Genomic DNA, 19,924 nt, shown 5'->3' with positions numbered 1-19,924 from the left:
CATGCCACCCGTCTTCGCCCACGGCCGCCTCCGGCTCTACCTCCTCAAGCTGCTCGACGAGGCCCCCCGGCACGGGTACGAGGTGATCCGCCTCCTGGAGGAGCGCTTCCAGGGGCTGTACGCGCCCTCGGCGGGCACGGTCTACCCCCGGCTCGCCAAGCTGGAGGCCGAGGGGCTGGTCACGCACGCGACCGAGGGCGGCCGCAAGGTCTACTCGATCACCGACGCGGGCCGCGCCGAGCTGGCCGGCCGGGGCGGCGAGCTGGCCGACCTGGAGGTGGAGATCCGCGAGTCCGTCTCCGAGCTGGCCGCCGAGATCCGCGACGACGTGCGCGGTGCCGCCGGGAAGCTGCGCAGCGACGTGCGGGCGGCGGCGAGCGCCACCCGCACCAAGGAGACCTCCTCCTTCGGCGACGCCAAGGAGGAGCTGAGGAGGGCCCGCCAGGAGTGGCGGGAGCAGGCCCGCCAGGCCCGCGCGGAGGCACAGTCGGCCAAGCGCCAGGCCAAGGAGTTCCAGCGGATCGCCCGCCGGGTCCAGGAGCAGGTGCAGGAGCAGGTCCAGGAGCAGGTGACGCGCGGCGACTGGCCGAAGGACGTCTGGAAGGGCATCTCCGACATCACGGCCCAGCTGGGAGACCTGGTGACGGGCGCGTCCCACGACCGCCCCGCCCGCCGCTCCCCGGGCCGGGAGGAGACCTCCGGGACCCCAGAGACCCCAGAGACCCCCGTGGCCCCCGTGGCCCCCGGGACCCCGGAGCCGGCGGCCTCCGCGGTGACCATGACGAAGGCCCCCGAGTCCGCCGCCCCGGACACCACGCCGCCCGCCGCCGCCTCGCGGATCGTCCGGGAGGACGGCGGCACGGCCGGCGCCCCGGTCCCGGGGTTCGCCCCGGCTCCGGGGCACGCGCGGGACGCGGACGGCTGGGCCGCCGACATAGCGGCCGGGGGCGACCCGGTCCGGGAGCTGGACCGGCTGCTCGACCGCTTCCGCGACGAGGTCCGGGACGCGGCCCGGGACCACGGGGTGGGGCACGAGCAGCTCACCGAGGCGCGCCGCCGGCTGGCGGGCGCGGCCGTGGAGATCACCGCCCTGCTCCGCCCCCGCGTCGACGGCTGAGCCGCCGCCGGGCCGGGCCCGCTCAGCCCCGGGTGACGGTGACGGTCACCCGGGCGCCGGGCGCGGCGAGGACCCAGGCGCGGCCCTGCGCCTTGCGGAGGACGAACGCCTGCCCCCGGGCCGCGACCTGCCACGCGCCCGGGGGCAGGGACAGCTCGGTGACCCGGGACCCGCGGTGGCCGGCGGCGTCGTAGGAGAGCCGGTAGACGCCGCCGGCCGGGTCGTACGAGGAGGAGCGCACGGTGCCGGCGACGGCCTCGGCGTACGGCTCGGCGGTGAGCTCCTTGTTGGCGCGGAAGGCTCCGGCGGAGTCCACCGCGCAGTAGCCGCCGCCGTAGCACCACTCCCAGCCCGCCCAGCCGGAGCTGTAGCGGCCGAGGGAGGCCATGGCCTCGCGGTAGAAGCGGTTCATGTTCGGCTGGGAGTTGTTGAGCGGGCCCCACTCCCCGACCAGCACCGGGACCTTGTACCGCTTGGGGTAGAGGGTGACGGCCGCTTCGTAGTTCTCGATCCAGCGGGCGGAGGGGTCGTAGTCGCCGCCCGCCTCCATGGCGCCGTTGTAGAAGTGCGGCGCGTACACGATCTTCGGGTCGTCGATGCGGCCGAGTCCGGTCGGCACGCCCTCGCCGACGATCGGGGTCGGCTCGACGAAGATCCAGCCGTCCCTGTCGACCGCGCGGATCGCGTCGGCGATCCGGTTGTACATGGGGGTCAGCTGCTCGCTCTCGATCCGGCGGGCGCCCGTCGCCAGGTCCTCGCCCTCCCGGAGCTCGCCCATGGGCTCGTTGATCGGGTCGTAGCCGAGGACGGCCGGGTGGTCGCGGAAGCGTTCGGCCAGCACCTTCCACATCCGGGCCTGGGCGCGGCGCAGGTCGGCGTCCTCGTAGAGGTGGGTGAAGGCGCGCTGGACGGCGGGCTCGAAGTACTCGGAGAACCAGTCGTCGGGGTGCGGGGTGAAGGGCAGCCCGTCGGTCCTGGTCGCCCAGGCGGGAATGCCCCGGGAGCCGAACGCGGGCCCGAAGACGTCCTGGTGGGCGTCGAGGACGACCTTCACGTCGTGCTTCTCGGCCCAGCCGAGGATCCGGTCGATCTTCCGCAGATAGGACTGGCTGTACTGGCCGGGCCGGGGCTCCAGGTCGTCCCAGAAGACCAGCAGGCGGGCGAAGTTGAAGCCCTTGGCGCGCATGTCGCGGATGTGGCGCTCGGTGATGCCGCTGAGGGCCTGGTCACCGCGGTGGGACTTGTCCGCGAGGTTCCAGCCGCGGAGCGTCAGGGCGCGGCCGCGGGAGTCGGTGAGGGCGGGTATCCCGTCCCGCCCGGCCTCGGGGCCGCTGTGGCCGGCGGGGCTGGCGGGGCCGGCCGGGCGGGCCTGGGCGGCCGTCGGGGCGAGGAGCGCGGCGACGACGGCGGTCGCCATGAGGGTGGTGCGCAACAAGGAGGACCTCCGGCACGATGAAGTGAGCATTGTTCACGTTTCGCGTGCCGGAGATCCCATCAGCACTACCCGCCGGTATCAAGAGGTTGTCAGGACGATCTTTCCGAAGAGTTCGCCCGAGGCCATCCTCGCGAAGCCCTCGCGGGCCCGGTCCAGCGGCAGCACCTCGTCGATCACCGGACGCACCCCGGTGGCCGCGCAGAAGGAGAGCAGGTCCTCCAGCTCGTCCTTGGAGCCCATGGTCGACCCGACCACCTTCAGCTCCAGGAAGAAGATCCGGGTCAGCTCGGCGTGCGAGGGCCGGTCGCCGCTGGTGGCGCCGGAGATGACGAGGGTGCCGCCGGGGCGCAGCGACTTGACCGAGTGCGACCAGGTGGCGGCGCCGACGGTCTCGATGACCGCGTCCACCCGGCGCGGCAGCCGCGCCCCCGGCTCGTACGCCTCGACGGCGCCGAGCTCGACGGCCCGCTTGCGCTTGGCCTCGTCACGGCTGGTCGCGTAGACCCGCAGGCCGGCGGCCTTGCCGAGGGCGATGGCGGCGGTGGCGACCCCGCCGCCCGCGCCCTGCACGAGGACCGAGTCCCCGGGCCGTACGCCCGCGTTGGTGAAGAGCATCCGGTACGCGGTGAGCCAGGCGGTCGGGAGGCAGGCGGCCTCCTCGAAGGACAGCTCCCTGGGCTTGGGCAGCACGTTCCAGCTGGGCACGGTGACCCGCTCGGCGAAGGTGCCCTGGTAGCGCTCGGTCAGGATCGAGCGGGGCTCGTCCGGACCGACGCCGTGGCCGGTCTGGCCGATGACGGAGTGCAGCACGACCTCGTTGCCGTGCTCGTCGATGCCGGCGGCGTCGCAGCCGAGGATCATCGGCAGCTTCTCCTCGGGCAGTCCGACCCCGCGCAGCGACCACAGGTCGTGGTGGTTGAGCGAGGCGGCCTTGACGGTGACGGTGGTCCAGCCGGGCCGCGCCTCGGGCTCGGGGCGTTCCCCGAGTTCGAGGCCGTTCAGCGGCTGGTCGCGGTCGATTCGGGCGGCGTAGGCGGCGAACATGCGCCTGACACTAGGGGCCGACGGGGAGCGGGCGTAAGCACACCCGGGTGTGACGCGTGTCCCTCGCCGAGGCGCGCACGGGGGGGCGCGCCGCACCTCGCGCGCGCCCGGTACGCCGAGAGGGCCCCGTACCGAAGTACGGGGCCCTCTCGGGCGCCTGACGGCGTGCCGGGCGGCCCGCCTGACGCGTCAGCGGCGGGCGACGCCCTCCGCGCGGGCGGCGGCGGCCACCGCGGCGGCGACGGCGGGGGCGACCCGCTCGTCGAACGGCGACGGGATCACGCAGTCGGCGGCGAGCGCGTCACCGACGACGTCCGCGATCGCGTTCGCGGCGGCGATCTTCATGCCCTCGGTGATCCGGGAGGCCCGGACCTGGAGCGCGCCGGCGAAGATGCCGGGGAACGCGAGGACGTTGTTGATCTGGTTCGGGTAGTCCGAACGACCGGTGGCCACGACCGCCGCGTACTTGTGCGCGACGTCCGGGTGCACCTCGGGGTTCGGGTTGGCCATGGCGAACACGAAGGCGTCCGGCGCCATGGAGGCGACCGCGGCCTCGGGGACCGTACCGCCGGAGACGCCGATGAAGACGTCCGCGCCGGCCAGCGCGTCCTCCAGGGAGCCGGTGAGACCGGCCTTGTTGGTGAGCCCGGCGATCTCGCGCTTGACGTCCGTCAGGTCCTCGCGGTCGCTGCTGACGATGCCCTTGCGGTCCGTCACGCAGACGTCGCCGAGGCCCGCCTCCAGCAGGAACTTCGCGATGGCCACACCGGCCGCGCCCGCGCCCGAGATGACCGCGCGCAGCTCGCCGAGGGTCCGGCCGGTCAGCTTCGCCGCGTTGCGGAGGGCGGCGAGGGTGACGATGGCCGTACCGTGCTGGTCGTCGTGGAAGACCGGGATGTCGAGGCGCTCCTGGAGCCTGCGCTCGATCTCGAAGCACCGGGGCGCCGAGATGTCCTCCAGGTTCACGCCGCCGAAGGAGGGGGCGAGCCGGACGACGGTCTCGACGATCTCGTCGGTGTCGGTGGTGGCGAGCGCGATCGGCACCGCGTCCACGCCTCCGAACTGCTTGAAGAGGATTGCCTTCCCCTCCATGACCGGAAGCGAGGCCTCCGGGCCGATGTCGCCGAGTCCGAGCACCGCCGTGCCGTCGGTCACGACCGCGACGACCTGGGACTTCCAGGTGTAGTCGTTGACCAGCTCGGGGTTCTCTGCGATCGCGGTGCACACCTTGGCGACGCCGGGCGTGTACGCGAGGGACAGGTCGTCCTTGTCACGCAGGGGCACGGTGGCCGTGATGGCCATCTTGCCGCCGCGGTGCAGCGCGAAGGCCGGATCGAAGGGCTCTCCGGGAGCCCCTTCCGTACCGCTGTCGCTGCGAGGATTGACGATCTCCGCTGCCATTGGGTTGACCCCTTAACTCTTCTTCATTTGAGGGTGGCCACTCCTGGATGAGGAGGGGTGGGTGGGTCCCGCAGCCGCCGTGTCTGGCAGCCGCGCGGGCGCGCCGCACAACGCGCCCTGAGCCCCGGATGAGGGGTGTAAGGATCCTTCTTACCGGACGGACGGGTCCGGAGACGAGTCCGTACCGCCTCGGTGACGTGACTCATACCGAGCGCTACCGGGTACGGACGGAGAACGACACGTCACTCGATGTCCGGATAGATGTATTACCAACCCGAATAGCGGCCTTCGTATCGTCCGAATGGCGAGATCGGCGGGATAATTTCCGGTGCGGGCATTCCCTGCCCGAAGAAGGTTCTGCCTAGGGAGGACTGGCCACCGGCATTCGGCAATGACCCGTTACCCGATTTTGACATCACTGGCCGTCGGTTTGAGGCGGTCCGAATGGCAAGATGCCGTAATCACACGAGGTCGCGGCACTCGAAGGTGCGTGCGCGACCCATAGGCAACTCCCTCACACGCCGGAGGAACCCGACCATGACCGCACGCTCCACGCGCTGTACGACCGCCAAGACCCGCACCTCCCGTCTTGCCGCGGTCGCCGCCATCGCGGTCGCCGGCTCCATGCTGCTGACCGCCTGTGGCGACCAGACCAACGCCGGGTCGACCAAGGAGGGCGGGTCCTCCTCCTCGTCCGCCGGCGCGGGCAAGGCCCCGCTCTTCTCGAAGCTCCCCGCGGACATCCAGAAGGCCGGCGTCATCAAGGTCGGTACGGACGCCTCGTACGCCCCCATGGAGTTCACCGAGGGCGGCAAGATCGTCGGTGTCGACCCCGACATCGCCGAGGCCCTCAGCAAGCAGCTCGGCGTGAAGTTCGAGTTCACCTCGGGCACCTTCGACGGCCTGATCACCTCGATCTACACCGGCCGCCAGGACCTGATCATGTCCTCGATGACCGACAACAAGAAGCGGCAGGAGGGCCTGGACGACAGCGGGAAGAAGATCGGCAAGGGCATCGACTTCGTCGACTACTTCAGCTCCGGCGTCTCCCTCCTGGTCAAGAAGGGCAACCCGCAGGGCATCAACTCCCTCGACGACCTCTGCGGCAAGACCGTCGCCGTCCAGCGCGGCACGATCTACGAGGACACCTTCAAGGCGCAGGCCACCAAGTGCGGTGACAAGAAGCTCACCATCCAGGCCTTCGACTCCGACGCCGAGGCGCAGACCCGCGTCAAGGCCGGCGGCGCGGTCGCGGACCTGAACGACTACCCGGTGGCCGCGTACATCGCGAAGACCTCGGGCGGCGGCAACGACTTCGAGGTCGTCGGCAGCCAGAGCGACGTCGGCCTCTTCGGCATCGGCGTCTCCAAGGACAAGACCCAGCTGCGCGACGCCGTCAAGGAAGCGCTCGACGCGAGCATCAAGGACGGCTCCTACGCCGCCGCCCTGAAGAAGTGGAACGTCGAGGGCAGCGCCGTGCAGTCGGCGACGATCAACGCCGGCAAGTGACCTCCTCGCTCCACTGAAGGGCAGTCGTCATGACTGACAAGATCTCCAAGGACCCGGCCGCCGCTCCGGCCGGTCCTGGCCCCTCGGGCACGCCGTACGAGGCCATCAAGGCCATCCCCGTACGGCACTACGGTCGCTGGATCAGCGCCGTCGTGGTGGTCGCGCTGCTCGGCTGGCTCGTCTACGCCTTCTCCCAGGGCAACATCCTCTGGGACACGGTCTGGGACAAGCTCTTCGACGCCTCGATCCTGCACGGTCTGAAGAACACGGTCATCATCAGCATCGCCTCGATGGCGCTGGGCCTGGTGCTCGGCGTCCTCTTCGCGGTGATGCGCCTGTCGAAGAACCCGGTCACCGGCGCGGTCGCCTGGCTGTACATCTGGTTCTTCCGCGGCACCCCGGTCTACGTCCAGCTGCTGGTCTGGTTCAACCTGTCGCTGATCTTCGAGTACATCAACCTCGGGCCGATCTACAAGAACGAGACCGTCGACGTCATGACGCCGTTCATGGTCGCGCTGCTCGGCCTCGGCCTCAACGAGGGCGCGTACATGGCGGAGATCGTCCGCGCCGGCATCCAGTCGGTCGACGAGGGCCAGACCGAGGCGGCCCACGCGCTCGGTATGTCGCAGACGAAGACCATGTGGCGGGTCGTGCTGCCGCAGGCGATGCGCGTGATCGTGCCCCCGACGGGCAACGAGTTCATCAACATGTTGAAGACCTCGTCGCTGGTGTCGGCCGTGCAGTACACCGAGTTGCTGCGCGCGTCCTCGAACATCGGCAACACGGCCGGCGCCGTGATGGAGATGCTGTTCGTGGCCTCCATCTGGTACCTGGCCCTGACCAGCGTGTTCAGCGTCGGCCAGTACTACCTGGAGCGTCGCTTCGCCCGCGGCTCGATCCGCAGCCTGCCGCCCACCCCGTGGCAGAAGGTCAAGACGAACCTCGCAACGTTCAAGCGCTCCCCGGAGGCGACCCGATGACCGGTCAGCCCATGGTCAAGGCCGAAGGCGTCCACAAGTCCTACGGCGCGGCACACATCCTCCGGGGCATCGACCTGGAGGTCCAGAACGGCGAGGTCTTCTGCCTGGTCGGCCCGTCCGGCTCCGGAAAGTCGACCTTCCTGCGCTGCATCAACCACCTGGAGCGCATCGACGGCGGCCGTCTCTCGGTCGACGGCCGGCTGGTGGGCTACCGCCAGAAGGGCGACAAGCTGTACGAGCTGAAGGACAGCGAGGTCGCGGCCCAGCGCCGGGACATCGGCATGGTCTTCCAGCGCTTCAACCTGTTCCCGCACATGACGGCCCTGGCCAACGTCATGGAGGCGCCGATCCAGGTCAAGGGCGAGACCAAGGCGGTGGCGCGGGAGCGCGCCGAGCGCCTGCTCGACCGGGTCGGCCTCGGCGACAAGACGGGGAACTACCCCTCGCAGCTCTCCGGCGGCCAGCAGCAGCGCGTGGCGATCGCCCGCGCGCTGGCGATGGAGCCGAAGCTGATGCTCTTCGACGAGCCGACCTCGGCGCTCGACCCGGAACTGGTGGGCGACGTCCTGGACGTCATGCGCGACCTGGCGGAATCCGGCATGACGATGATCGTCGTCACCCACGAGATGGGCTTCGCCCGCGAGGTGGGCGACTCGCTGGTCTTCATGGACGGCGGCGTGGTCGTGGAGTCGGGCAACCCGCGCGAGGTCCTGACCAACCCGCAGCACGACCGGACGAAGGCGTTCCTGTCGAAGGTGCTGTAACGGGGCGCGCACCCGGACGAACGGGGGAGGGGCGGTACGGGCACAGCCCGTACCGCCCCTCCCCCGTTCCCCGTCGCCCTCCGCGCTACTTGACGGCGAGCAGCAGCGTGTCCGAGGGCGAGGCCCACACCGTCCGGGCCTCGCCGAAGCCGGCCGCGCGGAGGGTGTCGGCGTGCCAGCGGGGCGCGGGCATGTCGCCGTCGGCGTGCTCGCCGTAGATCTCGAAGCGGCGGGCGGTGGGCGCGGCGAGGACGGGGTCCGCGGCGGCGAGCGCCCACCAGTCGGCCCAGTCGAGGGCCCCGGCGGCCTTGGCGGCGTCCATCCGGGCGTGCCGGTGGGCGCGCTCGGCGGCGTTGATGCGGGGGGTGTCCCGGTCGATCATGTGGTCGGCGTTCATGAAGACCCCGCCGTCCCGGACCAGCCCGGCCAGCCGCCCGTACAGCCCGGCCAGCGGCTCGCTGCGCAGCCAGTGGAGGGCGGTGGCGGTGAGGACGCAGTCGTACGTGTCGTGGGGCAGCGCGGCGGCCCAGTCGGGGTCCTTGAGGTCGGCGGTGACGAACTCGACCCGCCCGTCCCCCTCGAAGTACCCCTCGGCGATCGCGAGCAGGGCGGGGTCGAGGTCGACACCGGTGCTGGTGGCCTTCGGGAACCTGCGGAGCAGCCGGTCCGTAATACTTCCCGTACCGCAGGCGAGGTCGAGGACCCGGGGCTCCGGTCCCACCAGCGCCTCGACCATGTCGAGCATGACGCGGAAGCGCTCCTCGCGGTCCGGCATGTACCACTCCTGCTGACGGTCCCAGCTCCGCTGCCAGGCCGCCCAGTCGGTTCCGGTCGTCGTCGGGTCCGTCATCACTCCACCCTCACCCTCAACGTAATACCCTCAAAGGGGACGCGTCACTTACGTTCCCCCGCATCGACCCTAGACCGCCGGAGTAAGGACTACAAGTGGAACTGGCCTATTACTCGGATTATGCCGTGCGCCTGGTCAACACCGAGGAGCCGGCCCGCTCCAAGGACTCCCTGACCTCGGTCGAGGCGGTCCGGGAACTCTTCGGCGCGGCGTCCCAGATGGCCCGGCGGGTGACGGACTCCGACGTGACCCGCTTCCGCGCGGTACGCGCCCGGCTCCGCGCGGTGTTCACGGCGGCCGACGAGGGCGACCACACCGGCGCCGTGGACCTGCTGAACTCGCTCCTGCTGGAGTTCCCGGTCAGCCCCCAGATCTCCGGCCACGACTACCTCGACGACGAGGGCCGGCCGAGGTGGCACATGCACCTCGCGGACCACCCCTCGAACGCGACCGCGGGCTACGCGGCGATCGCCGCCATGGGCCTGGCCTTCCACCTGACGGAGTTCGGCGCCGACCGCTTCGGCCTGTGCCAGGCGGCCCCGTGCCGCAACGCGTACCTGGACACCTCCACCAACCGCTCGCGCCGCTACTGCTCCGACCGCTGCGCCACCCGCGCCAACGTCGCCGCCTACCGCGCCCGCAAGCGCCAGGAGGCCGAGCGCGCCGAGCCGACGGGCCTGACGGCCGAGACCAGCCACGCGAGCACCACCCCGAGCGACCGCTGACGCCCGGGGGTGACGGGCCGGTACCGCGCCCGCACCCGCCCCAGCACGAGCGGCGCCGGAACCACGCCGAAGACCCGGCTGTCCCCCTCGGCGTCCGGATTGTCCCCGAGCACCCACCAGCCGCCGTCCCGCCGCTCGACCAGCCGCTTCACGATCAGCAGGTCCTGCTGGAGCGGATGCCGCAGCACGGCGACGTTCCCGGGCCGCAGCCGCGCCCGGTACTGCACGAACAGCTGGTCGCCGTGGAGCAGGGTGGGCACCATCGACACCCCCGTCACCTCGGCGATCCCGAACGGGGCCGCGGGCTCCCGCCCCGATCCCACCATCGACTACCTCCCGGTCCGATCGTCCACGAGTCCCAGAACCCCCCTGGACTTTTGTCCTAAGCCCTAGGGGGCGCTCGCGAAAACGTGCTTCTCACCGAGTAATGTCCCACCTGAGAAGACGATCACGAGGAAGGACAGCACATGCTCTCCCGCCTGTTTGCCCCCAAGGTGAAGGTCAGCGCCCACTGCGACCTCCCCTGCGGCGTGTACGACCCCGCCCAGGCCCGCATCGAGGCCGAGTCGGTCAAGGCCGTGCAGGAGAAGTACCAGGCCAACGAGGACGCGCACTTCCGCGCCCGCGCCACGGTCATCAAGGAGCAGCGCGCGGAGCTCGCGAAGCACCACGTCTCGGTGCTGTGGAGCGACTACTTCAAGCCCCCGCACTTCGAGAAGTACCCCGAGCTGCACACGCTCATCAACGACACCCTGAAGGCCCTGTCGGCGGCCAAGGCCTCGACGGACCCGAAGACGGGCGAGAAGGCGCTGGAGCTCATCGCCGAGATCGACCGCATCTTCTGGGAGACGAAGAAGGCTTGATCTCAGCCTAGGCCGCCTGACCTGCACTTTCGCGGGTCTGGTTACCTACCTGTCCGCACCCGGTCCGCAGGCCGCCGAGCACGGCGTCCATGACGGCCCGGGTGCGGTCTTCTTCCCCGGGCCACAGGTGCGCGTAGATCCGCAGCGTGATGACGGCGGACGCGTGCCCGGCACGGCGGGGAGGGTGATCCGGCGGCACGGGCTTGAGGCGATGACCTTGTCGTCCACGGCCGCCGTCATGACGCGCACGAGGACGTCGTAGACGTTCCGCACGCTGCTGGGGCCGAGCTGGTCGGAGAGGTGAAGGTCCGGGTCACTGGCGGCAGACGAGGATGCCGCCAAGGCAGGTGATCTGGTACGCCCCGTGCCGAGCGATGTGGTCGGCCACAAGCGTGCGGGCGCGGTCGATAGTCGCGTCGAAGGGCACGTCGTGCTGGTCTGCCCAGGCGCGGTACGAAGCCATGTGGGCAATGACAGGCTCGGGGTCGTGGACCGTGATGGTCCCCGGCAGTTCGACGACCTCCACGCGGCTGAACTCCTCTCCGAGGAAGGCCGGGGCCTTCTCCAGGGAGAAGCGGGCACTGAGCGAGATCCGGGCCGGGCCGCGCTCGACGCCGAGGACCTCGCCGGCTGCCCGCTGCCAGAGGTCGTCGAGTTCGGCCTTGTCGCGGTCGCTGTTGGTGGAGGCGACCACCAGCCCGCCGCGGGCCACGACCCGGGCCAGCTCCCGTACGGTCCGGGGGATGTCGGGCACGTGGTACAGCATGTGGAGCGCGAGAGCGGCGGCGACGCTGCCCGCCGCCAGCGGCAGCCGCGTGGCATCCGCCACGGCGACCGGCCCGGGGACGTCGGCCAGGATGCCGGGGGCGATGTCGAGGCCGAGCAGGGACAGGTCCCCACGGTCCTGACGGAGCCGCTGGATGAACTTGCCGTTGCCACAGCCGATGTCGACGACGCGTCCGCGTACGTCGCCCAACCGCTCGGCGACGAGGGCGGGCAGGTCGTACCGGGGCGTCTGCCATTGGTAGAGCGACTGCCGGGCGGCCAGGTCCCGGTCTCCGTTGTAGGCACTGCCCGCCAGGCGGGCCCGGTCGGTGACGGCGGCGTCGTGGGCGGCGGACAGGTCGGACACGGCGGCAACTCCGGGGTGGGTGGTGTCGGCCGGGCACGGGAGTCGGGCACGCCCACCGTACGGCCGCCCGGCCGCCGCGGGCAGGGCGTCCGTCCGACGTGCCGTGTCCGCGCGAGCGGGTACCTTCGTTGTCGTGTCCCGGCAGGTGTCGGTGCGCTGGTTCCCGTAGATCGTTTTCCTTTGTCCTGGAGAAGCCATGCCCGACAGCAAGAACATCAACAACCCCATCGGCCAGGGCGGCGGCCAGCGCAAGCGGCAGTCGCGCGCCGAGCGGGACGCCCATGGGCCGCACCGCAACTTCGACCGCCGGACCGCCGCCGAGAAGAAGGCCGAGCTGGTGCGCAAGATGCGGGAGAAGACGGGCGGGGGCAAGGGTGCCGAAGCGGCCGAGGGGGCCACGGGTGCCGGGGCCGCCGACGGCAGCGGCGCCCAGAGCTGAGGTGCGGGCGAGCCGGCCGGGGCGCGGGCGGGGTCAGTCCGTGACCGTCTCCGCGTGCGTGTCCCCGGCCGCCCGCCAGGAGTAGCGCAGCTTCCGCTTCGGGGTCGCGCCCAGGCGGTCGTAGAAGCGGATCGCGCCCTCGTTCCACTCCGGCGTCTGCCATTCGACGCGCTCCAGGCCCAGCGTCCGGGCCTCCGTGGCCACCGCCGCCATCAGGAGGGGGCCCAGGCCGTGGCCCCGGGCCGATTCGGTGAGGTAGAGGCAGTCCATGTGCAGGTACTCCGCCGCGTCCCACGTGGAGAGTTCGGGCGCGCAGGTCGCGTAGCCCGCGAGGGTCGCGTCGGGGAGTTCGGCGACGAGGCAGCGCAGCCGGGGCGCCGAGGTGCCGAAGAGGAGGCCGTGCAGCCGGGCCGCCAGGCCCGGGGCGGGCGGGGCCGCCTTCTCGTACGCGGCGTGTTCGGCGGCCAGTTCGGCGACGCGCGCCAGGTCCTCCGGGCGGGCGTGCCGGACGCGGGCGGGGTCGGTGGTCATGCCGACATCATGCACGGTCCCGCCGTCCCGCCCGCCCGCAGCCAGCTCCGGTACGGGGCGGCGCCCAGGGCGGCCTCCCGGTAGGCGGCGGCCAGTTCGGCGTACGGCCGGTCGAGGGGCACGCCCGGGGCCGCGTACAGCAGCAGCCGGACGGCCAGCGGGTCGCCGCGCAGCGGGCGGACGGCCATGTCCGCGCGCGGGCCCGAGGTCGGCTGGCAGGGCGCGACGGCCTCGCCGAGGGCGATCAGCGAGGCGGCCGTGTGGTAGTCCGCGTGCAGCAGCGGCGGGTCGAGGCCCGCCGCGCGCAGCACCCGGTGCAGGCCGTCCCACTCGCCGTCGACGGCCGGGTCGACCGCCCACCGGTCGTGGGCCAGGTCGGCGAGCTCCACCACCTCCCGGCCGGCCGCCGGATGGTCGGGGGCCATGGAGATGAACTGCGGCTCGCGTTCGACCAGGACGCGGCCGCGCAGCCCCGGCGGGACCCGCAGCGGGCAGCCCTCCACCTCGTGGACGAAGGCCAGGTCGAGCCGCCCGGCGGCGACCGTGCCCAGCAGCGCGTGCGCCGAGACGTCCACGCGCAGGGCGATGTCGCCGCCCGGCCGGTACGCGCGCAGCCTCCGCAGCCAGCCGGGCAGCGCGCGGCTCGCGGTGGAGCCGACGCGCAGCGCGGGCCCCTCGGTGCGGGCCGCGGCGGCGCGGGTCTCGGCGATCAGCGCGCTCATGCCGTCGACGAGGGGCCGGGCCCGGCCGAGCACCGTGCGTCCCAGCGGGGTCGGGAGGCAGCCGGTGCGGGTGCGGGAGAAGAGCTCGCCGCCGAGGGCGTTCTCGATGCGGCGCAACTGGGTGGTCAGCGAAGGCTGGCTCACGCCCAGCCGGCGCGCGGCCTTGTGCAGACTCCCGGCCTCCGCGATGGCGCAGAGCGCCCGCAGGTGCCTGACCTCCAGCTCCATGGAGCCGAGGTTAGGGCGGCACCGGCCCCGGCACCAGACGGCGTATCTATCACCAACTACCTTCAATTGGTAGGGATTTGACAGAACGGTGATGTGTCGAGGCTATCGGCTGCTGACATCATCCCCAGGCGCCCCGGCTCCCCCGACACTCTCCTCAACCCCACAGGAGGAGCCCCCCATGCGACACCCGAAGGTCCTCACCACCCTGCTGACCACCGCCCTCGGTGCCGGCCTCACCCTCTCCCTCGGCGCCGCGCCCGCCACCGCGGTCGCGTCGCCCGCTCCGGGCGCCGGCGTCGTCGGCTACACCGCTTACGCGGGTTCGAGCGCGGAGGCCAAGGCCAACCAGGCGTTCTTCGACGCCGTCATGAAGTCCGTGGCGAAGAAGCGGGCCGCCGCGCCTGGTGCCGCCGCCGTGACCGTGGTCTACAGCGCCGCCAACGCTCCCAGCTTCCGCACCCAGATATCCCGTTCCGCGCAGATCTGGAACGGCTCCGTCGTCAACGTGCGTCTGGTGGAGGGATCCAACCCCGACTTCACCTACTACGAGGGCAACGACTCCCGCGGCTCGTACGCGAGCACCGACGGGCACGGCAACGGCTACATCTTCCTCGACTACCGGCAGAACCAGCAGTACAACTCCACCCGCGTCACCGCCCACGAGACCGGGCACGTGCTCGGCCTCCCCGACCGCTACAGCGGCCCGTGCAGCGAGCTGATGTCCGGCGGCGGGCCCGGCACGTCCTGCCAGAACGCCTACCCGAACGCCACGGAGCGCGCCCGCGTCGACCAGCTGTGGCGGTACGGGCTGACCTCGGCGTTCAAGTCCTGAACGACCTCCTGAACAAGGGGCCCGCGGCCGCGGCGGCCGAGTGCCGTCGCGGCCGCGGGCCCGGGAGGGTCAGACGGCGGCCCGCAGCGTCCTCCGGCCGAACTCGGTGCCGGGCGGCAGCTGGCGGGCCACCCGCGCGAGGGCGTCCTCGAAGTCGGCCCCGGCGAGGCCGGATTCGTAGGCCGCGCCCGCGTAGTGCAGCGTGAGGCCGAGGTCGGCCCGCTCGCCGAGCGTCAACAGGCAGCTGAGCGTGGCCTGCTGGGTCACGCCGTCCGCGACCACGGGGAGCGGGAGATCCCACTCCAGTACGCATCCGCCGAGGGCCTGCCCGCCCTCGTCCGCGGCCCGCAGCGCGGCGAAGCTCGCGCCCGTGTACTCGATTCCCCTGATCCGGGTGGCCACATGGCCCCCGTCGGCCGCGATCGAGATCGCTTCCGCCCCGAGGCGGTCCCGGTACCAACCGGTCCAGACTTCTGTCGACTCCGATGACATGCGCGGACTGTAGCGGTATGACCGGCTCCGGCGCTCGGCCGGTCACCCCGTGGCCGGACTTCTCCCGGTCTCGCCGCTCTCGCCGTTCTTGCCGGTCAGATGCGTGCTCGCGGCTTCCGCTCCGACCACTTGGCCACCCGTCCGCGTGCGGCCCGCCGCGCGAAGCCTGCCGCGCGCGGCCCGCCGCCCGTCGTCAGGCGGCGTCGCCGTCGTCGCGGGCTTCGCCGGGCGGCTCGTACCGTGCGCAGCGCGGGTTGCGGCACGGCCCGACCGCCCACTCGGGCACCCAGGCCCCCAGGACCTTGTGCCGCCGGGCACGGACCTCGCGGGGCTCCCCGCAGGCCGCGCAGCGCCGCTCGGCCCGGGGGTCCCGCGTGGTGTGCGGTGCCGCCTCGGTCATGTCTCCAGCGTAGGACGACCCGTCCGGGACCGCTTCCCGCCGGCACCGCGCCCCGCCGTCACCGCTTCCTGGTGTACGTGCGCACGACGACCCCGTTGCCGAAGGCCCGCACGTCCTGGAGCTCGAAGTCCCGGATGCCGAAGCCGGTGGCGAACATCGGCATTCCGGAACCGTAGACCTGCGGGTACGACTTGATGACCAGCTCGTCGATCTCGTCGGCCAGCTCTCCCGCGACCTGTGCGCCGCCGCAGAGCCAGATGCCGAGCCCGCCCTCCTCGGCCTTGAGCTCGCGGACACGGCCGACGAGGTCGCCGGCGACCAGCTCGACGTTCGGATCGGGCGACTCCACGAGCGAACGGCTCGCGACGATCTCCCGGAGGTGGGCGTACGGGCTGGTCACGCCCGCGTCCAGGGCCAGGCGGTACGAGCCGAGGCCCTGGATGACGGTGTCGAAGCGCTTGTTGGCCACGCCCGCGAGACCGAAGGCCTCGCGGAACGCGGTGGGGATCGTGTCCGGGTACTCGGCGTTCATGAAGGCGGCGTACTCCTCGTCCATGAACTGGAACATGGTCGAGGCGTCGCCGTGGGGGTCGCCGATGAAGCCGTCGAGGGTGCAGGCGACGTAGTACGTGAGCTTGCGCAAGCCGGGTCTCTTTCCTCAGGGAGTGCGGCCGGTCTGACCACTTCGCACATAGTGCTCTAGGCGTAGTGGTTACGCAAGCTTTTTCGTACACGCTTTTCGTACGCGCTCTTCGTACGGCCTCTCCTACGGCTCCCCCGCCCCTCCCCGTCAGCGGTTCCTGCGGGTCACGAACTCCGCGAGCGCCAGCAGGTCGCCCGCCGCCGACAGGTCCGGCACCGCCCGGGACAGCTGCTCGACCGCGCGGGCCATCCGCTCGGCCGCCTGCGCCTGCGCCCAGTCCCGGGCCCCGGCCCGCTCGACCGCGTCCGCCGCCGCGCGCACCGCCGCGGCGTCCAGCACCGGGCGCGCGTACAGCTCGGCCAGCTCCTCGCCCGCCGGGGTGCCGGAGCCGAGCGCGGCCACGACGGGCAGCGACTTCTTGCGGGCGACGAGGTCGGCCCCGGCGGGCTTGCCCGTGCGCCCCGGGTCGCCCCAGATGCCGATCAGGTCGTCGATCAGCTGGAAGGCGAGCCCGGCCTCGCGGCCGAACGCGTCCATCGCCGCGACCTCCTCCTCACCCGCCCCCGCGTACAGCGCGCCCACCGCGCAGGCGCAGCCGAGCAGGGCGCCGGTCTTGGCGGTGGCCATCGCCACCACCTCGTCCAGGCCCACCTCGCGCGGACCGCGCCGCTCGAAGGCGCAGTCGGCCTGCTGTCCCGCGCAGAGCTCGATGACGCAGGCGGCGAGCCGGGCCGCGGCGGCGGTCGAGGCCGGATGCGGGTCCTCGGCGAGCAGCCGCAGCGCCAGCGCGGACATCGCGTCGCCCGCCATGAGCGCGTCGGGGATGCCGAACACCGTCCAGGCCGTGGGGCGGTGCCGCCGGGTCGGGTCCTCGTCGACGATGTCGTCGTGGAGCAGGGTGAAGTTGTGCGCGAGCTCCACCGCGGCGGCGGCCTTCACCGCCGGGGCGGGGTCCGCGCCGAACGCGCGGGTCGCCGCGAGCACCAGGGCCGGGCGGATCGCCTTGCCCCCGGAGCCCTCCGCGGGGGTCCCGTCGGCGTGCTCCCAGCCGAAGTGGTACATCGCCACCCGCCGTATCGAGCCGGGCAGCGACTCGACGGTGCTGCGCAGTTGGGGGTCGACGACGCTGCGCGTCCGGTCCAGGAGCAGCACGGCACCCTGTCCCCCGGTCGCGGCGTCGGCACTGATCGTGGTCATGTTCCTCGTCGTCGCTTTCTCCGCCGGGACGGCTAACCCGGCCGGGTTTGCCGTCTCGGCTGTCTCGTCTGTCTCGGCTGTCCCGCCGGCCCTTGCGCCGGCCGTTTCGCCGGCCGTGTCCGTCGCCGTCGCTGTCGTCGCCGTCTCCGTCGTCGTCGCCCCGGCGGATCCCTCCGCCGCGCCGGCCCGCATCGCGCCCTCGCGCCCGCCGGTCAGTGCCTGCGGCCGATCTCCACGTTCTCCAGCACGCCCAGGGCGTCGGGAACAAGGACGGCGGCCGAGTAGTAGGCGGTGACCAGGTAGGAGACGATGGCCTGGGCGTCGATGCCCATGAAGCGGGTCGAGAGCCCCGGCTGGATCTCGTCCGGCAGGCCGGTCTGGTGCAGGCCGATCACGCCCTGGTCGGACTCGCCCGTACGCATGCAGAGGATCGAGGTCGTGCGCTCGCGCGAGACCGGGATCTTGTCGCAGGGGAAGATCGGCACCCCGCGCCAGGCCGGTGTCCGGGTGCCCGCCACGTCGACGCTGTCGGGCACCAGGCCCCGGCGGTTGAGCTCGCGGCCGAAGGCGGCGATGGCGTGCGGGTGGGCGAGGAAGAGCTTGGCGTCGCGGCTGCGGGAGAGCAGCTCGTCCAGGTCGTCCGGGCTCGGGGCGCCGTCGTGGGGCTGGATCCGCTGCCCGTGGTCGCAGTTGGCGAGGAGGCCGAACTCCCGGTTGTTGACCAGCTCGTGCTCCTGGCGCTCGCGCAGCGCCTCGACCGTGAGCCGCAACTGCTGCTCGGTCTGGTCCATCGGGTGGTTGTAGAGGTCGGCCACGCGGGAGTGGACCCGCAGGACGGTCTGGGCGACGCTCAGCTCGTACTCGCGCGGGGCGGCCTCGTAGTCCACATAGGTGTGCGGGAGCACGGCCTCGCCGACGTGGCCCGCGGAGAGGTCGATGGCGGCCTCTCCGAAGGAGTTGGTGCGCTGCTCGGGCAGGGCGGTGACGCCGGCGAGCTGCGCGGCGAGCGAGCCGGCCCGCTCGGCGAGGGCGAGCACGTCGGCGCGGGTGAGCTCCAGGACCGTGCAGGCGGTGGCCGCGCGGGCGGTCCACTCCCAGACGGCCTCGCCGTCGACGAGGGCGTCCTCGCCGAGGTACGAGCCGTCGGCGACGACGCCGAGCACGGTCTCGTCCCCGTACGGCCCGGCGCCGATCCGCTCGACCCTGCCGTGCGCGAGGAGGAGGACCCGGTCGGCGGCCTCGCCGCGCGCGGCGAGGACCTCGCCCGCCGCGAGCTCCCGCTGCCGGCAGCGGGCGGCCAGCTCGGCGAGGACGTCCAGGTCCTCGTAACCGCGCAGGGCGGGAAGCTCGCCGAGCTCGGCCGGGATGACGGCGACCCGCGTCCCGGTCTGCACGAAGGTGACGCGGCCGTCGCCCACCGTGTAGCTGAGCCTCCGGTTCACCCGGTAGGCCCCGCCCTTGACCTCCACCCACGGCAGCGCGCGCAGCAGCCAGCGGGAGGAGATCTCCTCCATCTGCGGAGCCGACTTGGTGGTGGACGCGAGGTTCCGCGCGGCGGCCGTGCCGAGACTCTGCTGCGGCGGCGTCTGCTCCGCGCGGGCCTCGTCCTCAACCGAACCAACGGACATGGAACTCCCTCTCGTATGACAGATCTGCGAGAGGAAGCCTTTCAGCACGGAGAGTGCCACCGCCATTACACAAAAGAGTGGGAGTCGGCGAGCCTCAAACGGGCAAGGGGCACGATTTCCACTCGAACAGCGCACGCCGGTGGGCGCTGTTTCGCGCCCCCTCGCTCCCCCGTGTCCGGATCCGCTCGCACACGGCCCGAACGGATGGCAGCGGAGGACGACCCTCCGGTACTCCGGAACGACCGGAGATCCCTCTGCGATCCCTCTGCCGAAAGGAGCCGGTCATGTCCTCACCCATGTCCGCGAACCGCTTCCTCGACGCGCTGCGCGGCGAAGGCCTCGACGTCGTCGAGGTCGGCGACTGGCGCACCCACAACCGCAACCACAAGGGCCCCTGGGGCCCCGTGTACGGCGTGATGATCCACCACACCGTCACCCGGGGCACCGCCAGCACCGTCCGCATCTGCCGGGACGGCTACGAGTCCCTGCCGGGGCCGCTCTGTCACGGCGTGATCGCCAAGGACGGCGGTGTCCACCTCGTCGGCTACGGCCGGGCCAACCACGCCGGTCTCGGCGACGCCGAGGTGCTGCGCGCGGTCATCGCCGAGAAGGGCCTGCCGCCGGACCGGGAGGCCACCACCGACGGCAACCGGCACTTCTACGGCTTCGAGTGCGAGAACCTCGGCGACGGCGTGGACCCGTGGCCCAAGGTCCAGCTCGACGCCATCGCCAAGGCCGCGGCGGCGGTCTGCCGGGTGCACGGCTGGACCCAGCGCTCGGTGATCGGGCACCGGGAGTGGCAGCCGGGCAAGGTCGATCCGCGCGGCTTCACGATGGCGTCCCTGCGCGAGCGGATCGCCGAGCAGCTGCGCTGACCCGCGCGGGGCCTCAAGCGGGGCACCATGCGGGACGCCCTACGAGGCTCCATGCGGGGCTCCATGCGGGGCCTCAAGCGGAGACCCCGCGCGGAGACCCGACGCCGCCCGCGTCCG

At 72.2% G+C, this 19,924-nt stretch carries 22 protein-coding genes; 9 read left to right on the top strand and 13 right to left on the bottom strand.

The window, feature by feature from the left end:
• Position 1 precedes the first annotated feature (1 nt).
• A complete protein-coding gene (locus ACZ6J5_RS27895; RefSeq protein WP_469396019.1) occupies positions 2–1,117 on the top strand; it encodes a PadR family transcriptional regulator in 1,116 nt (371 codons plus the stop codon).
• 22 nt (positions 1,118–1,139) lie between these two features.
• Here the strand turns inward: ACZ6J5_RS27895 and ACZ6J5_RS27890 are convergent, their stop codons facing one another.
• From ACZ6J5_RS27890 to ACZ6J5_RS27880, 3 genes are all read right to left on the bottom strand, one after another.
• Positions 1,140–2,534, bottom strand: coding sequence for a cellulase family glycosylhydrolase (locus ACZ6J5_RS27890; protein WP_469396082.1), 1,395 nt, complete (start codon positions 2,532–2,534; stop codon positions 1,140–1,142).
• Between the two features lie 96 nt (positions 2,535–2,630).
• Entirely contained in the window at positions 2,631–3,596 is a 966-nt protein-coding gene (locus ACZ6J5_RS27885) for a zinc-binding dehydrogenase (protein WP_469396017.1), read from the bottom strand.
• A 189-nt stretch (positions 3,597–3,785) separates the two neighbouring features.
• Positions 3,786–4,997 (bottom strand): NAD(P)-dependent malic enzyme, encoded by a 1,212-nt coding sequence (locus ACZ6J5_RS27880; RefSeq protein ID WP_469396016.1) that lies wholly within the window; start codon positions 4,995–4,997, stop codon positions 3,786–3,788.
• Between the two features lie 537 nt (positions 4,998–5,534).
• Between ACZ6J5_RS27880 and ACZ6J5_RS27875 the strand changes: the two genes are divergently transcribed.
• The 3 genes from ACZ6J5_RS27875 to ACZ6J5_RS27865 are packed head-to-tail and all read left to right on the top strand — an operon-like array spanning position 5,535 to position 8,250.
• A complete protein-coding gene (locus tag ACZ6J5_RS27875; protein WP_469396014.1) occupies positions 5,535–6,506 on the top strand; it encodes an ABC transporter substrate-binding protein in 972 nt (323 codons plus the stop codon).
• 29 nt (positions 6,507–6,535) lie between these two features.
• The gene (locus ACZ6J5_RS27870; protein WP_469396013.1) at positions 6,536–7,486 is read left to right on the top strand and encodes an amino acid ABC transporter permease; all 951 of its coding nucleotides are present in this window, start codon (positions 6,536–6,538) and stop codon (positions 7,484–7,486) included.
• Positions 7,483–8,250: an amino acid ABC transporter ATP-binding protein gene (locus ACZ6J5_RS27865; protein ID WP_469396012.1), complete on the top strand. Its 768-nt coding sequence runs from the start codon at positions 7,483–7,485 to the stop codon at positions 8,248–8,250. The genes ACZ6J5_RS27870 and ACZ6J5_RS27865 overlap by 4 nt, the downstream gene beginning before the upstream one ends.
• Positions 8,251–8,335: 85 nt before the next feature.
• Here ACZ6J5_RS27865 and ACZ6J5_RS27860 read toward each other — a convergent pair whose 3' ends face one another.
• Positions 8,336–9,100: a class I SAM-dependent methyltransferase gene (locus ACZ6J5_RS27860; RefSeq protein WP_469396011.1), complete on the bottom strand. Its 765-nt coding sequence runs from the start codon at positions 9,098–9,100 to the stop codon at positions 8,336–8,338.
• 95 nt (positions 9,101–9,195) lie between these two features.
• Between ACZ6J5_RS27860 and ACZ6J5_RS27855 the strand changes: the two genes are divergently transcribed.
• Positions 9,196–9,825, top strand: a complete 630-nt coding sequence (locus tag ACZ6J5_RS27855; protein ID WP_469396009.1) for a CGNR zinc finger domain-containing protein — start codon at positions 9,196–9,198, stop codon at positions 9,823–9,825.
• Here the strand turns inward: ACZ6J5_RS27855 and sodX are convergent.
• Positions 9,729–10,151: a nickel-type superoxide dismutase maturation protease gene (sodX, locus tag ACZ6J5_RS27850; protein WP_469396007.1), complete on the bottom strand. Its 423-nt coding sequence runs from the start codon at positions 10,149–10,151 to the stop codon at positions 9,729–9,731. The genes ACZ6J5_RS27855 and sodX overlap by 97 nt on opposite strands.
• 141 nt (positions 10,152–10,292) lie before the next feature.
• Here sodX and sodN point away from each other — a divergent pair, with 141 nt between their 5' ends.
• Entirely contained in the window at positions 10,293–10,688 is a 396-nt protein-coding gene (sodN, locus tag ACZ6J5_RS27845) for a superoxide dismutase, Ni (RefSeq protein ID WP_158990323.1), read from the top strand.
• A gap of 313 nt (positions 10,689–11,001) precedes the next feature.
• Here the strand turns inward: sodN and ACZ6J5_RS27840 are convergent, their stop codons facing one another.
• Complete coding sequence (locus tag ACZ6J5_RS27840; RefSeq protein WP_469396005.1) at positions 11,002–11,820, bottom strand: class I SAM-dependent methyltransferase; 819 nt, start codon at positions 11,818–11,820, stop codon at positions 11,002–11,004.
• Between the two features lie 196 nt (positions 11,821–12,016).
• Here ACZ6J5_RS27840 and ACZ6J5_RS27835 point away from each other — a divergent pair, with 196 nt between their 5' ends.
• The gene (locus ACZ6J5_RS27835; protein ID WP_469396004.1) at positions 12,017–12,259 is read left to right on the top strand and encodes a DUF6243 family protein; all 243 of its coding nucleotides are present in this window, start codon (positions 12,017–12,019) and stop codon (positions 12,257–12,259) included.
• A 33-nt stretch (positions 12,260–12,292) separates the two neighbouring features.
• On the opposite strand, the gene ACZ6J5_RS27830 is transcribed toward ACZ6J5_RS27835, so the two are convergent.
• Both ACZ6J5_RS27830 and ACZ6J5_RS27825 read right to left on the bottom strand, forming a co-directional pair.
• Positions 12,293–12,790 carry a GNAT family N-acetyltransferase gene (locus tag ACZ6J5_RS27830; protein ID WP_469396002.1) on the bottom strand — a complete coding sequence of 166 codons (498 nt, stop codon included), beginning with the start codon at positions 12,788–12,790 and terminating at the stop codon, positions 12,293–12,295.
• Positions 12,787–13,740: a LysR family transcriptional regulator gene (locus tag ACZ6J5_RS27825; protein WP_469396000.1), complete on the bottom strand. Its 954-nt coding sequence runs from the start codon at positions 13,738–13,740 to the stop codon at positions 12,787–12,789. The genes ACZ6J5_RS27830 and ACZ6J5_RS27825 overlap by 4 nt, the downstream gene beginning before the upstream one ends.
• A gap of 178 nt (positions 13,741–13,918) precedes the next feature.
• Between ACZ6J5_RS27825 and snpA the strand changes: the two genes are divergently transcribed.
• Positions 13,919–14,572, top strand: a complete 654-nt coding sequence (gene snpA / locus ACZ6J5_RS27820; RefSeq protein WP_469395998.1) for a snapalysin — start codon at positions 13,919–13,921, stop codon at positions 14,570–14,572.
• A 69-nt stretch (positions 14,573–14,641) separates the two neighbouring features.
• Here snpA and ACZ6J5_RS27815 read toward each other — a convergent pair whose 3' ends face one another.
• From ACZ6J5_RS27815 to ACZ6J5_RS27795, 5 genes are all read right to left on the bottom strand, one after another.
• On the bottom strand, positions 14,642–15,064 hold the full coding sequence (locus ACZ6J5_RS27815) for a DUF6304 family protein (RefSeq protein ID WP_469395996.1): 423 nt from the start codon (positions 15,062–15,064) through the stop codon (positions 14,642–14,644).
• A gap of 193 nt (positions 15,065–15,257) precedes the next feature.
• On the bottom strand, positions 15,258–15,464 hold the full coding sequence (locus ACZ6J5_RS27810) for a hypothetical protein (protein ID WP_469395994.1): 207 nt from the start codon (positions 15,462–15,464) through the stop codon (positions 15,258–15,260).
• 58 nt (positions 15,465–15,522) lie between these two features.
• Positions 15,523–16,107, bottom strand: a complete 585-nt coding sequence (locus tag ACZ6J5_RS27805) for a dihydrofolate reductase family protein (protein ID WP_469395992.1) — start codon at positions 16,105–16,107, stop codon at positions 15,523–15,525.
• A gap of 147 nt (positions 16,108–16,254) precedes the next feature.
• Entirely contained in the window at positions 16,255–17,304 is a 1,050-nt protein-coding gene (locus ACZ6J5_RS27800) for a family 2 encapsulin nanocompartment cargo protein polyprenyl transferase (RefSeq protein ID WP_469395990.1), read from the bottom strand.
• A 212-nt stretch (positions 17,305–17,516) separates the two neighbouring features.
• A complete protein-coding gene (locus tag ACZ6J5_RS27795) occupies positions 17,517–18,932 on the bottom strand; it encodes a family 2B encapsulin nanocompartment shell protein (protein WP_469395988.1) in 1,416 nt (471 codons plus the stop codon).
• A 284-nt stretch (positions 18,933–19,216) separates the two neighbouring features.
• Between ACZ6J5_RS27795 and ACZ6J5_RS27790 the strand changes: the two genes are divergently transcribed.
• Positions 19,217–19,807 (top strand): N-acetylmuramoyl-L-alanine amidase, encoded by a 591-nt coding sequence (locus ACZ6J5_RS27790; RefSeq protein ID WP_469395987.1) that lies wholly within the window; start codon positions 19,217–19,219, stop codon positions 19,805–19,807.
• Positions 19,808–19,924: the final 117 nt, after the last annotated feature.

This window comes from Streptomyces sp. NPDC042100 (assembly GCF_055582325.1).
Note: the sequence above shows the minus strand (reverse complement) of the source record. Positions and strands in the feature narration are given on the sequence as shown.

Excerpts from the sequence above, each read along its gene's own strand:
- ACZ6J5_RS27895 (WP_469396019.1), top strand. The coding sequence starts at position 2 with ATGCCACCCGTCTTCGCCCACGGCCGCCTCCGGCTCTACCTCCTCAAG.
- ACZ6J5_RS27890 (WP_469396082.1), bottom strand. The coding sequence starts at position 2,534 with ATGGCGACCGCCGTCGTCGCCGCGCTCCTCGCCCCGACGGCCGCCCAG.
- ACZ6J5_RS27885 (WP_469396017.1), bottom strand. The coding sequence starts at position 3,596 with ATGTTCGCCGCCTACGCCGCCCGAATCGACCGCGACCAGCCGCTGAAC.
- ACZ6J5_RS27880 (WP_469396016.1), bottom strand. The coding sequence starts at position 4,997 with ATGGCAGCGGAGATCGTCAATCCTCGCAGCGACAGCGGTACGGAAGGG.
- ACZ6J5_RS27875 (WP_469396014.1), top strand. The coding sequence starts at position 5,535 with ATGACCGCACGCTCCACGCGCTGTACGACCGCCAAGACCCGCACCTCC.
- ACZ6J5_RS27870 (WP_469396013.1), top strand. The coding sequence starts at position 6,536 with ATGACTGACAAGATCTCCAAGGACCCGGCCGCCGCTCCGGCCGGTCCT.
- ACZ6J5_RS27865 (WP_469396012.1), top strand. The coding sequence starts at position 7,483 with ATGACCGGTCAGCCCATGGTCAAGGCCGAAGGCGTCCACAAGTCCTAC.
- ACZ6J5_RS27860 (WP_469396011.1), bottom strand. The coding sequence starts at position 9,100 with ATGACGGACCCGACGACGACCGGAACCGACTGGGCGGCCTGGCAGCGG.
- sodX (WP_469396007.1), bottom strand. The coding sequence starts at position 10,151 with ATGGTGGGATCGGGGCGGGAGCCCGCGGCCCCGTTCGGGATCGCCGAG.
- sodN (WP_158990323.1), top strand. The coding sequence starts at position 10,293 with ATGCTCTCCCGCCTGTTTGCCCCCAAGGTGAAGGTCAGCGCCCACTGC.
- ACZ6J5_RS27835 (WP_469396004.1), top strand. The coding sequence starts at position 12,017 with ATGCCCGACAGCAAGAACATCAACAACCCCATCGGCCAGGGCGGCGGC.
- ACZ6J5_RS27830 (WP_469396002.1), bottom strand. The coding sequence starts at position 12,790 with ATGACCACCGACCCCGCCCGCGTCCGGCACGCCCGCCCGGAGGACCTG.
- ACZ6J5_RS27825 (WP_469396000.1), bottom strand. The coding sequence starts at position 13,740 with ATGGAGCTGGAGGTCAGGCACCTGCGGGCGCTCTGCGCCATCGCGGAG.
- snpA (WP_469395998.1), top strand. The coding sequence starts at position 13,919 with ATGCGACACCCGAAGGTCCTCACCACCCTGCTGACCACCGCCCTCGGT.
- ACZ6J5_RS27815 (WP_469395996.1), bottom strand. The coding sequence starts at position 15,064 with ATGTCATCGGAGTCGACAGAAGTCTGGACCGGTTGGTACCGGGACCGC.
- ACZ6J5_RS27810 (WP_469395994.1), bottom strand. The coding sequence starts at position 15,464 with ATGACCGAGGCGGCACCGCACACCACGCGGGACCCCCGGGCCGAGCGG.
- ACZ6J5_RS27800 (WP_469395990.1), bottom strand. The coding sequence starts at position 17,304 with ATGACCACGATCAGTGCCGACGCCGCGACCGGGGGACAGGGTGCCGTG.
- ACZ6J5_RS27795 (WP_469395988.1), bottom strand. The coding sequence starts at position 18,932 with ATGTCCGTTGGTTCGGTTGAGGACGAGGCCCGCGCGGAGCAGACGCCG.
- ACZ6J5_RS27790 (WP_469395987.1), top strand. The coding sequence starts at position 19,217 with ATGTCCTCACCCATGTCCGCGAACCGCTTCCTCGACGCGCTGCGCGGC.